General features: G+C 50.6%; 10 protein-coding genes. 3 read left to right on the top strand and 7 right to left on the bottom strand.

Annotated features, from left to right (window positions below):
- Window positions 1–59 precede the first annotated feature (59 nt).
- From rclC to rclA, 3 genes are all read right to left on the bottom strand, one after another.
- Complete coding sequence (gene rclC, locus OGX89_RS18675; protein WP_008784029.1) at window positions 60–620, bottom strand: reactive chlorine resistance membrane protein RclC; 561 nt, start codon at window positions 618–620, stop codon at window positions 60–62.
- Window positions 621–631: 11 nt separating this feature from the next.
- The gene (rclB, locus tag OGX89_RS18670; RefSeq protein ID WP_185879272.1) at window positions 632–862 is read right to left on the bottom strand and encodes a reactive chlorine resistance periplasmic protein RclB; all 231 of its coding nucleotides are present in this window, start codon (window positions 860–862) and stop codon (window positions 632–634) included.
- Between the two features lie 172 nt (window positions 863–1,034).
- Window positions 1,035–2,360, bottom strand: a complete 1,326-nt coding sequence (gene rclA, locus OGX89_RS18665; RefSeq protein ID WP_003831143.1) for a reactive chlorine resistance oxidoreductase RclA — start codon at window positions 2,358–2,360, stop codon at window positions 1,035–1,037.
- Between the two features lie 238 nt (window positions 2,361–2,598).
- Between rclA and rclR the strand changes: the two genes are divergently transcribed.
- The gene (rclR, locus tag OGX89_RS18660) at window positions 2,599–3,453 is read left to right on the top strand and encodes a reactive chlorine-specific transcriptional regulator RclR (protein WP_286560931.1); all 855 of its coding nucleotides are present in this window, start codon (window positions 2,599–2,601) and stop codon (window positions 3,451–3,453) included.
- 51 nt (window positions 3,454–3,504) lie between these two features.
- Here the strand turns inward: rclR and OGX89_RS18655 are convergent, their stop codons facing one another.
- The 4 genes from OGX89_RS18655 to OGX89_RS18640 all read right to left on the bottom strand — a co-directional run bounded on the left by OGX89_RS18655 (window position 3,505) and on the right by OGX89_RS18640 (window position 9,791).
- A complete protein-coding gene (locus tag OGX89_RS18655; RefSeq protein ID WP_003831141.1) occupies window positions 3,505–6,648 on the bottom strand; it encodes a CusA/CzcA family heavy metal efflux RND transporter in 3,144 nt (1,047 codons plus the stop codon).
- A gap of 11 nt (window positions 6,649–6,659) precedes the next feature.
- Window positions 6,660–7,952: an efflux RND transporter periplasmic adaptor subunit gene (locus OGX89_RS18650; RefSeq protein WP_126955884.1), complete on the bottom strand. Its 1,293-nt coding sequence runs from the start codon at window positions 7,950–7,952 to the stop codon at window positions 6,660–6,662.
- 76 nt (window positions 7,953–8,028) lie between these two features.
- On the bottom strand, window positions 8,029–8,376 hold the full coding sequence (cusF, locus tag OGX89_RS18645) for a cation efflux system protein CusF (protein WP_008784023.1): 348 nt from the start codon (window positions 8,374–8,376) through the stop codon (window positions 8,029–8,031).
- A gap of 32 nt (window positions 8,377–8,408) precedes the next feature.
- Complete coding sequence (locus OGX89_RS18640) at window positions 8,409–9,791, bottom strand: efflux transporter outer membrane subunit (protein ID WP_126955885.1); 1,383 nt, start codon at window positions 9,789–9,791, stop codon at window positions 8,409–8,411.
- Between the two features lie 195 nt (window positions 9,792–9,986).
- Between OGX89_RS18640 and cusR the strand changes: the two genes are divergently transcribed.
- Window positions 9,987–10,670, top strand: a complete 684-nt coding sequence (cusR, locus tag OGX89_RS18635; protein WP_003831137.1) for a copper response regulator transcription factor CusR — start codon at window positions 9,987–9,989, stop codon at window positions 10,668–10,670.
- Window positions 10,660–12,111 carry a Cu(+)/Ag(+) sensor histidine kinase gene (locus tag OGX89_RS18630; RefSeq protein ID WP_063941362.1) on the top strand — a complete coding sequence of 484 codons (1,452 nt, stop codon included), beginning with the start codon at window positions 10,660–10,662 and terminating at the stop codon, window positions 12,109–12,111. Before cusR ends, OGX89_RS18630 begins: the two co-directional genes overlap by 11 nt.
- The last annotated feature ends 105 nt before the right edge of the window (window positions 12,112–12,216 follow it).

The following is a 12,216-nucleotide window of genomic DNA, read 5'->3' as shown; positions in this document are numbered from 1 at the left end:
TAAGTACCGAATCGAACTATAGTGGCTTGCTATCTTACAGAGGGCACAACGTTAAAAATTCAATACCGCTGCTTAATTATTGATCGGGATGAATCTGCGATAATCATCACTGCTCCCGCCAACATTAACGTATCTTTTAACACCAACCGCCCGGCGCCTGACAAGTACGGAAATCCGTGGTGTAAATCACCCAGCGGCATTACCCATGCTTCTGGAGTGGTTATTAAAAATGATAAGGTAACAATTGGTGTGGCAAATGCCAGAACGCCGCCAATTAATCCCAACCAACGGCTAACAGGATTAGCCAGCACCAGCAAAGCGATAAGAACTTCGACTACGCCCAGGCCATTTGAGAACGTATACGTGTTATTCGCCGTCTGCCATTCACGAGCCTGCGGTTTGAATTCACCTTCGTGGGTTAAATGTTGTTTGTATTCTTCTGGATGCTCATAAAAAAATGACATTACCGGACTATTGGCGACAAACGGCGTAATGCTGTCGGCTTCGTAAGGTACAAATTTTAATAAACCAATCCAGATAAAAACAATCGCGATACTCAGGCGAATCAAGGTTAATCCAACCCTATCGCCTTTGCCCAATATACGAAGATACTTTTCCATCCCGGCTCTCCTCACTTGTACAAAATTGCCGTTGCGTGAGTGCTGCTATCAATGCGCATTGAGGTAATTTTCCAGGAAGTCGCATTCTTTTCCTGCGCCAGTTTCGTAATGGCATCTTCCACCACGGAAGGAGAGCCAGACACGGCTGATACGCTAATGTGGGCAACCTCTGTTTGCGCTAACGCGGAAAATGTCACCGGAGCAGTCAGTAATGCAGTCATTAGTAACGTAGATTTAAACATGTTCATTTCTATTTCCATTAACGAGTTATTTCAGTGGGAATATAATAAAACATGTCACTTTATTTTATTCCATCCGTAACGCCAGAATAACTGTCAATTAGTATCAGGAATATAAAAAACAAATAAAAAAAAGCCCCACACGGGTGGGGCAAATATGCAGACTACGTTATTATCATTTAATGAGAGAAAAGAGATCGTTTAGTGATTCGCTCATGCTTGGATGGGTAAATATTTGGTCACGCAATGTGGTATAAGGTAACCCTGCATCCATAACCGTCTTGATGATATTAATCATTTCATGAGAATCCACACACAACAGCGATACGCCTAATATTTGTTTCGTTTCACTATCCACCACCGCTTTAAGAACACCACGCGTATCATTCATCACCCGCGCTCGCGGGATAGCCGCTACCGGCAACGTCACGACTTGAACCGCCGCACCGCTGGCGCGAGCCTGTTCTTCAGTCATTCCGACGCGGGAAAGCGGCGGCGTCATAAAGACGGAATACGGTACGTTTTGACGATCGCCCGTGTTACGTAACCCCTCGCCTAGCAGGTTGTCACGCACAATACGGAAGTCATCCAGCGAGATATAGGTAAATTGTAATCCACCAGTGACATCGCCCATTGCCCAAATGTTATCTGCCGATGTACGCAAATATTTATTCACAACAATGGCACCACGATCGTTTACATCCACACCCGCTTTCTGCAATTGCAGGTTTTCTGTCGCCGGTTTGCGACCTGATGCTACCAACAGCGCATCCACCGTCTGGGCCCCCTCCGGCATGTGCAGCTGTACTGCACCATCATGAGAGGAGACCGACTGCACGTTGGCATTGAGGATCAGCTCGACGCCTTTGTCGCGTAAAATGTTGGCGATAGCGTCAGCAATATCCCGGTCTTCACGAGGCAAAAACTGCGGAGCTGCTTCATAAATAGTGACTTTGCTACCAAAGTTGGCAAACATTGATGCGAATTCAACGCCGATATACCCACCGCCCAAAATGCCCAGACGCTCTGGACGTTGCGTCAAATTCAACAGCCCGGTGCTGTCAAATACGCCAGGTGTCGTGGTTAATCCCTCAACGTTTGGAATCGTTGACTGGGCGCCAGTATTAATAAAGATTTTCTCGCCGCTCAGCTCAATCTCGCCTGTTGACTGCACGACTCGCACAGTATGGTTATCAACGAATTCAGCACGACCTTCAATCACATCCACGTTTTCCAGATCGGCAAGATTATGGAAATTTTTATCGCGCAGAAAACTGACAACAGAGGCCTTGCGTTGCATTGCTTCGGTAAAGTCATGCTGAAGTTCAGCATCATGTACCAGGGTTTTGGTTGGGATACAGCCGATATTGATGCATGTCCCGCCATACATGGTGTTTGACTGTTCAATAATCGCTACCCGCCAACCCGTTTTGGCCAGTGTTGCCGCCAGCGTTTTACCCGCTTTGCCAAATCCAATAATAATCGCCTGATACTGATTCATGCTGTCTCTCCGCCAAGTCACTGTTCGTTTGATGAACTGAAATATATCTCTAACTCTGCCTGAACAATGTATCCACAACTCGCCGATAACTGTCAGATCGTCTAAAATAGCCTTAAAGATGACTAACATTTCGAGAATGAATCATTACACTAACACTTTGAAGGTATTAATATAATAATGAAATAAAGAGATAATAGCGTTTCAATAAACGACAACAAAAAAATGTTCAGGAGTCTCCATGGATGCCCTTAGCCGATTACTGATGCTTAACGACCCACAAGGCTCAATTGACCAAAACTGCCTACTGAGCAGGGACTGGCAACTGCCGCACGCAGCAGGTGAATTGTCCATTATCCGCTGGCATACGGTCACACAAGGTGCAGCCCAACTGGACATGCCCGATGGGACATCTTTTACTCTGCGGCCCGGTACTATCGTGATTCTGCCGCAAAACTCCGCACATCGGCTCTGCCAGTCTGGCGATGAACAAACACACATTGTTTGTGGCAGCCTTCGAATGCACGCTTCCTCACGCTATTTTTTAACTGCGTTACCGGAAGTATTGGTTCTGGCACCTGATGAAAATAGCCCTGTCAGCCATTGGCTCAAGGCCATGATTGCTTTGATGCAACAGGAATCCATGAGTACTCTGCCAGGTTCCAGTGTAGTCTGCAGTCAACAATGCGCCACACTGTTCGCCTTAGCCGTTCGCGAATGGTTAACCAAGGCGACCCCCGTTCAAAACGTGTTGAATCTACTGCTTCATCCCAAACTAGGGGCTGTCGTCTTCATGATGCTGGAGTCCCCGGCATTTGCCTGGACCGTCGAAGAACTGGCGAAACGTGCGCATATGTCGCGGGCCAGCTTCGCGCAGCTATTTCGTGAAGTCTCAAACTCCACGCCGCTCGCAGTATTAACCACTTTACGCCTGCAATTCGCTGCCCAGATGCTGTCACGTGGGGCGCAGCCATTGGTTGTGGTGGCCGAGTCGGTGGGCTACGCCAGCGAATCGTCATTCCATAAAGTCTTTTTACGAGAATTTGGCTGTACGCCGGGCGAGTACCGCAAACGCGTGAAGGCACTGGAGGTATAACGCAGCGCCTGCTTCGGCGACCAAACCGACGCAGGCGAGCGTTTCAAAGCATTACTTTTGGCTACGGTGTCTGTGCAGCCACATCAGCTTATACGCAGCCGGAATAATGAATAGCGACAGCAATGGCGCGGTGATCATGCCGCCAATCATCGGCGCGGCGATGCGGCTCATGACTTCTGAGCCTGCTCCCGTCCCCCACAAGATAGGTAACAGACCCGCGATAATCACCGCCACGGTCATCGCTTTTGGCCGCACGCGCAGCACGGCACCGTGATATAACGCTTCATCCAGCTTATCCGCCGTAAAGGTTTGCGGATTTTCCAGCGCGGGTTCGGCTTCAATAGCGTGGCGCAAGTACATCAGCATCACCACGCCAAACTCCGCAGCAACACCTGCCAGGGCGATAAATCCGGTCCCTGTTGCGACCGACATATGGAAACCCATCCAGTAAAGGAACCAGATGCCGCCCACCAGCGCAAAAGGCACACTGGTGATAATCAGCAGCGCTTCGCCAAAGCGACGGAAGGCCAGATAAAGCAAGACGAAGATAATCATCAGCGTCATTGGCACCATCAACTTGAGCTTATGGCTGGCGCGCTCAAGCAGCTCGAATTGCCCCGAAAACGCCACGCTGGTCCCCGGCTTTAACTGGACCTTTTCAGCAATAGCCTTTTTCAGATCGTTCACCACTGAGACCATGTCACGATCTCGGGCGTCGATGTAAATCCAACTGGTTGGTCGCGCATCTTCGGTTTTCAGCATCGAAGGCCCCGAAACCACCGTCACATCGGCGACATCCGCCAGCGTAATTTGCTGTTTCATGGGCGTCAGAATCGGCAGATTACGCAATGCTTCCGGGCTATCACGATAGCTCTGCGCATAGCGCAGGTTGATAGGATAGCGTGCAATCCCTTCCACCGTTTCGCCCACCATTGCCCCTCCTACCGCTGAAGTGACAAACAGCTGCACAGCACCTACAGTCATGCCGTACCGGGCCGCTTTTTCACGATTGATATCTACGTTGAGATAGCGTCCGCCCACCAGACGCTCGGCCAGCGCCGAAGAGACACCCGGCACGGTTCTGGCCACCTCTTCAATTTGCTCCGCCGTGGCGTCGATATCTGCCAGAACATTACCCGACACCTTAATGCCAATTGGGCTTTTGATCCCCGTAGAGAGCATGTCGATACGGTTACGAATCGGCGGAACCCACAGATTCGCCAACCCCGGCAAGCGTACGGTTTTGTCCAGCTCGGCGATGATTTTGTCCATCGTCATCCCCGGACGCCACTGGTCCTGCGGCTTCAGTTGGATCGTCGTTTCAACCATTTCCAGCGGCGCGGAGTCTGTTGCGGTTTCTGCCTTACCGGTTTTACCAAACACGCGTGCCACTTCAGGAACGGTCATGATCAGCTTGTCGGTTTTTTGCAGCATGTCCGCTGCCTGCGCCGCTGAGATCCCCGGCAATGTCGAAGGCATATACAGCAGATCACCTTCGTTAATCTGCGGCAGGAATTCACCACCGACTTTATTCAGCGGGTAGACAACCGTCAGTATTGAAAGCACCGCCACCAGAATGGTGGTCTTGGGCCAGTGCAACACCTTCAGCAACAACGGATGGTAAATACGGATCAGGAAACGGTTAAGCGGGTTGCTGCTTTCGGCCGGTATTTTTCCACGGATCCAGAATCCCATCAGGATCGGAATAACCACAATCGCCAGAAATGCCGCGCCTGCCATGGCATACGTTTTGGTGAACGCCAGCGGGCCAAACAGTCGCCCTTCTTGCCCCTCAAGCGTGAAAATGGGGATAAACGACAACGTGATGATCAACAGGCTGATGAACAATGCCGGGCCGACTTCTACCGAGGCGTCAGTAATAACCTTCCAGCGCGTTGCGTTATCGAGCTTTTCATTCGGATGATGATGCCCCCACTCTTCCAGCCGCTTATGGGCGTTTTCAATCATCACGATTGCGGCATCAACCATCGCCCCGACGGCAATGGCAATTCCCCCTAGCGACATGATGTTGGCGTTCAACCCCTGGAAATGCATCACGATAAACGCGATACACAGCCCCAGCGGCAGGGAAATAATCGCCACCAGCGCCGAACGCAGATGCCACAGGAACAGCGCGCACACCAGCGCCACGACGATAAACTCTTCCAGCAGCTTGTAGCTGAGGTTATCAATCGCACGATCGATGAGCTGACTGCGATCGTATGTTGTAACTACCTCTACGCCTTCCGGCAGGCTGCTTTTCAGCGTATCAAGCTTGGCTTTAACGGCAGAGATCACCTCACGTGCATTTTTACCGGAACGCAGGATAACCACCCCGCCCGCGACTTCGCCTTCGCCATTCAGTTCGGCGATCCCACGGCGCATTTCCGGCCCAATCTGTACGCGCGCCACATCGCGCAGGTAAACAGGTACACCGTCGGCCCCTGTTTTCAGGACGATGTTATTAAAATCATCGAGCGTTTGCAGATATCCACTGGCGCGGACCATATATTCCGCTTCAGCCATCTCAACAGATGAGCCGCCCGCTTCCTGATTCGACGTATCCAGCGCCGATTTCACGTCCGCCAGGCTGATGCCATATTGCGTCAGCTTCATCGGATCGATAACGACCTGATACTGTTTAACCACGCCGCCTACCGAGGCGACCTCCGCCACGTTAGGAATCGTTTTTAACTCATACTTTAAAAACCAGTCCTGAAGAGAGCGTAATTCCGCCAGATCATGTTTCCCACTGCGATCCACCAGCGCGTACTCAAATATCCAGCCGACGCCCGTGGCGTCCGGTCCCATTTCCGCGCTAACGCCAGCCGGTAATTTTCCCTGAACCTGGTTGAGATACTCCAGTACGCGCGAGCGCGCCCAGTAAGGATCGGTACCATCTTCGAAAATGACGTACACGTAGGAATCACCAAACTGCGAGAAACCGCGCACGGTTTTCGCGCCGGGTACCGACAGCATGGTGGTGGTCAGCGGGTAGGTCACCTGATTTTCAACAATTTGCGGCGCCTGCCCCGGATAGCTGGTTTTGACGATCACCTGAACATCAGAGAGATCGGGCAGCGCATCAACCGGCGTATTGATGATGGTCCAGGTTCCCCAGACGCTAAGAAACAGCGCCCCCATCATCACCAGAAAACGGTTTGCCACCGAACGACGGATAATCCATTCAATCATTTATCATGTCCTCAGTGTGAATGGGTCGCCTGGGCTGGCATGGCGGCTGCGTCTTGCGCCTTACTGTTCTGGGCGCGCATACGGTCCAGTGCGCCAGAGATATTCGCTTCAGAATCAATCAGGAACAGGCCACTGGACACCACTTTTTCGCCTTCGGTCAGGCCGGAGCGGATAGCCGTCAGCCCCTGGGATTCATGGAATACCGCAACCTGTTTCGGCACAAATCGGCCTTCGTTATCAACGGTGATGACCCGCTGCTCGGTACCCGTATCAATCAGTGCTTTAGACGGGATCAGCAGCATTGGCTCGCTTTGTGTTTTCAGTTGCAGGTAAGCATTCATCCCAGGCTTGAGCGCCTCATCGGGGTTATCAACCTGCAAACGGATTTGCAACGTCCGCGTGGTCGCATCAACGCTTGGTAAGATACTCCACTTGCTGATGGTGAAAGGCTTATCCGGCCAGGCGGGCACGGTGATGGTAAATTGCGAGGCATCTTTAATCAGCCAGGCGATTGATTCCGGAACCGACGCGCTGACCCATACCGGGTCCATACCCTGAATTTTCGCGACCACATTGTCTTTAGAAATGTTCATACCGGTACGCAAATCGAATGCGGTGATCACCCCATCGATAGGGGCTTTCAGGGTAAAGCGGGTCTGAATTTTACGCGTCGATTTTAAGCGCTGAATATCCGCTTCAGGCATTCCAGCCAGACGTAATCTCTCCAGAATCCCTTCCACCTGCGTCGCGCTACCTCCCGTTTCCCGCAGCAATAAATATTCACTCTGCGCCTCAACCCAATCAGGAATAGTCAGGTCGATCAGCGGCGAACCCTGCTTAATTTTGTCCCCCACTGTCAGCGGGTAAACCTTCTCGATAAAGCCCGCAGAACGTGCCTGAACAATAACAAACTGGTATTCGTTATAACTAACGTTGGCCGGGAAAGTTTGCGCGTAGTGCAGTGGTCCACGACGCACTGGCTCTGTTTTCAGCCCCAGGTTCTGGGTCTGTGTAGGATCGATGCGCACGCCTGGTGATGACGCGTTCGCGGTCTCTTCATCGGCATATTTCGGGATCAGATCCATATCCATAAACGGCGATTTACCCGGTTTATCAAAGCGCGTGTTCGGATACATGGGGTCATACCAGAACAACACTTTTCTGGCTTCTTTTTGCTGAACTGGCCCGGCTACAGACAATATTTTTGCCGATGAATAATAAGTATAAACACCGACAGAAATAATCCCGCCGGCAATCATGCTACCGAGAATAAGTGCGGTATTTTTAATATTTAAAGACGCCATAGTGATTTCCATTGCGCGATAGTCTCGCCCGCGTTCGCAAAAACCCGGGCAAGAATAAAAGAGACCAGCGAGAACGTTATTTACTGATGTGAATATCGCGTAACACAGAGAGATTTCCCTGCTGAACAAACGTAAACGCGACCTTATCGCCAGGCTTAATATCATCAGCCTTCGTATCAGCAACCAGCGTAAAGCGCATCGTCATGGCCGGCCAGTTCACCGCTGGAATAGGGTCATGTTTGATCGTGATTTTTTTACTCTCCATATCAACAGCTTCAATCACCCCGGTAGCACTAATGAGTTGTTCCTGTTGAGCCGCTGGCTGCATATTCATCATCTCGCCATGCTGATTTTCATTGGCCTGGGCGTTAAACATAACCACAGAGAAAAGGCTAAACAGTACGGCTTTGGCGGTAGTATTCATACATCATGCTCCTGAAAAGTTAATATTAAGGATTACTCCACCCAACCGCCGCCTAAGGCAGCAAACAGTTTAATTTCATTAACCTGTTGGGCGTAATTAAGATCGAGCAGCGATTGCCGCGTAGCGAATAAAGAACGTTCTGCGTCTAATACTTCGATATAGCTAACTGCACCATTCTGATAAAGCGCTCTGGCGCGCTGTAGTGTGATTTGCAATGAATCCAGGTAACGCTGCTGCCCGCTAATTTGATCGGCAATGCTTTGGCGCAACACCAGTGCATCCGCCACTTCTTTAAACGCGTTCTGAATTTTTTGTTCGTAATTCACTACTGACTGTTGCTGGCGAATTTCTGCCAGGTCGAGATTGGACTGATTACGTCCGGCGTTGAAGATTGGAAGCTCTATTTTGGGGACAAAATTCCACATGCCGCTGGAGGCATTAAATAAATTGGAAAGATCGCTACTGCTACTGGACACGGAACTGGTCAACGTTATCGACGGAAAAAATGCCGCCCGCGCAGCACCGATATTGGCATTTGCCGCCAATAATCCGTGCTCAGCTTCCATAATATCCGGGCGCTGCAACAGTATTTGCGATGAAAGCGATGGCGGCAGCGTTACCGGTTTAAGATCCCCACGGCTGCGCGCCTGGTCATCGGGTAATTTCCCGTATGTACCCAGCAACAGTTGCAGCGCGTTATTGGCCTGTGCCAACTCACCTTTACGCTTGGCAATTTCGCTACGCGTACTTTCAATCACACCGCGCGCTTGTTCCAACGCCAGTACGTTGGTGCTACCGGTTATCAGTTGCTTCTCTACAAAAGCGTAAGAGCGCTGATAGTTTTGCAGCGTTTCTTCGGCAACTTGCAACTGCGCGTAAGCCAGGCGCTGGTTGAAATAACTTTGCGACACGTTGGAAATTAATAAGATATGCACCGCCCGACGCGCCTCTTCGCTGGCGAAGAAGTTCTGCCGTTCGGCTTCACTCATATTTTTAAGTCGCCCAAAGAAATCCAGGTCGAAACTAAGATTGAGTCCAGCTTCGAATTCACGATCGGTGCTGCTATCACCTTTTAATTTACCGCTGTAGGTACCGCTGGAGCCTGCCGTGATTTGCGGATAACGGTCAGCGTCCGTGACGCCATACTGCGCTCGCGCTTCCTGAACCTTCAGCGTCGCCATGCGTAAATCGCGGTTATTGATCAGCGCCTCACCAATCAACGCCTTCACCTGGTCGTCAACAAAAAAGGTTCGCCACCCCGTGTCCTGGTATTCGCCAGGCGCCGACACCAGGGAATTCTGGCTTAAAGAAAATTGCTGTGGCACCGGCAAAGCCGGGCGCTGATAGTCCGGCGCCAATGAACAACCAGCGAGCACGAATATAGCGCTGAGAGTAAGAAGCTTAAATTTGCTCATAGTTCTTCTCGTCCTGACCGGACTGATGTCCCTAAAATAAGTAGGAATTTATAGTCTTGTACTTTAACGAAGTGACTCTGTTTAACCGGTGACAGGAAAATGACAAAACTGTCATTTTCCTAATAACAGATTGCTATCCGATCCCGCTTCCCTAGAATTGAAAGTCCGCACAACCAGTGCGAGAAGGAGAATGCGATGAAGGTTTTGATAGTCGAAGATGAGAAAAAAACCGGTGAATACCTGACAAAAGGCCTGACGGAAGCGGGTTTTGTCGTGGATTTAGCGGATAACGGCCTGAACGGGTATCACCTGGCGATGACCGGCGATTACGACCTGCTCATACTCGACATCATGCTGCCGGATGTAAACGGCTGGGATATCGTGCGGATGCTGCGTTCCGCCAACAAAGGAATGCCCATTCTTCTCCTCACCGCACTGGGTACCATTGAGCATCGGGTTAAAGGTCTGGAATTGGGTGCTGATGATTACCTGGTTAAACCGTTTGCCTTCGCCGAACTGCTGGCACGGGTCAGAACGCTGCTGCGCCGGGGCGCTGCGGTGATTGTCGAAAGCCAATTTCAGGTCGCGGATTTAATGGTCGATCTGGTCAGCAGGAAAGTCACCCGCAGCGGTACGCGCATCACCCTGACCAGCAAAGAGTTTACGCTGCTTGAGTTTTTCCTGCGCCATCAGGGGGAAGTTTTACCCCGCTCACTGATCGCCTCCCAGGTCTGGGATATGAATTTTGACAGCGATACTAATGCTATCGACGTCGCTGTTAAGCGTCTGCGCGCCAAAATTGATAACGATTTTGAGCCGAAACTGATTCAGACCGTGCGCGGTGTGGGATATATGCTTGAGGTTCCTGATGACCAGTAAACGATGGCGGCGCCCTTTTTCACTGGCGACACGACTGACCTTTTTTATCAGTCTGGCGACAATTGCTTCATTTTTCGCCTTTGCATGGATAATGATCCACTCCGTGAAAGTCCACTTCGCCGAGCAGGACATCAACGATTTACAAGAGATTAGCGCCACGCTGGAGAGGATTATTAACCAACCCAACGAGCCAGAATCACGCCGCCTGGAAACGCTAAAAAATGTGGTGGCGGGTTATTCGAACGTCATTATTTCTCTGGAAGATAGCAACCAGAAGGCCATTTTCCATTCGCCCAATGCGCCGGATCTTCGGCAGTTTATCGCCAGTGCAAGGCCCGATAAAAATGCTCATGCCAGCGATGTTTTTATTATCTCAGGCCCCACACTGCAAACCTCCAAACATATCCACGGACAGAAAACATCGTCTAACTGGCGAATGATTCGCCTGCCGGTAGGACAACTTGCCGATGGAAAACCAGCGTATACGCTGTATCTGGCATTATCGATCGACTTTCATCTGCACTATATTAACGATCTGAAAAACAAGCTGATTATGACAGCATCGCTGATTAGCATGATGATTGTTTTTATCGTGTTGTTCGCCGTATACAAAGGTCATGAACCGATTCGTAACGTCAGTCGTCGCATCCAAAATATCACCTCGAAAGATCTCGATGTACGCCTCGATCCGCAAGCTGTTCCTATTGAACTGGAACAGCTGGTGAGTTCGTTTAATCACATGATCGAACGCATCGAGGACGTATTTAAACGCCAGTCGAACTTCTCGGCGGATATTGCCCATGAGATCCGCACGCCAATAACTAACCTCGTCACTCAAACGGAGATTGCGCTCAGCCAGACCCGCAGCCAAAAAGAGCTGGAAGATGTGCTGTATTCCAATCTCGAAGAGTTTGGCCGTATGTCGAAGATGGTGAGTGATATGCTGTTTCTGGCGCAGGCGGATAACAATCAGCTGATCCCAGAAAAAAAAGCGCTCAATCTGGCTGATGAGGTCGGTAAAGTGTTCGACTTTTTCGAAGCCTGGGCTGAAGAGCGTGAGGTTGGTTTACGGTTTGAAGGACGCGCATGCTGGGTTTCAGGCGACCCATTAATGTTACGCCGGGCAATGAGTAATCTGCTGTCAAATGCCATGCGCTATACGCCAAAAGGCGAGTCGGTAACCGTGCGGGTGAAAGAGGCGGATGGCCAGGTGCAGATAGTCGTTGAGAATCCCGGAAACCCCATTCCCCCGCAACATCTTCCGCGACTCTTTGACCGATTTTATCGGGTAGACCCTTCACGACAGCGTAAGGGCGAAGGCAGCGGCATTGGTCTGGCGATTGTGAAATCAATTGTGACTGCCCATCAAGGAAAAGTCTCGGTGACTTCCGACCCTCATGCCACTCGCTTTATTCTGACGCTGCCCAAGCACGCGATGTAATTTATGGTGATGACGCTTATACCCGTCATCACCTGTTGTCTGACACAACCGTCATAATCCTGTCACGCCACTGACAGCCCCTATTAATTATACTTTCTTCCGTAA

The sequence above is a fragment of the Citrobacter sp. Cpo103 genome (genome assembly GCF_030332605.1).
GTDB lineage: Bacteria > Pseudomonadota > Gammaproteobacteria > Enterobacterales > Enterobacteriaceae > Citrobacter > Citrobacter portucalensis.
The sequence above is the reverse complement of the archived record's forward strand: the minus strand, read 5'-3'. Positions and strand labels throughout refer to the sequence as shown.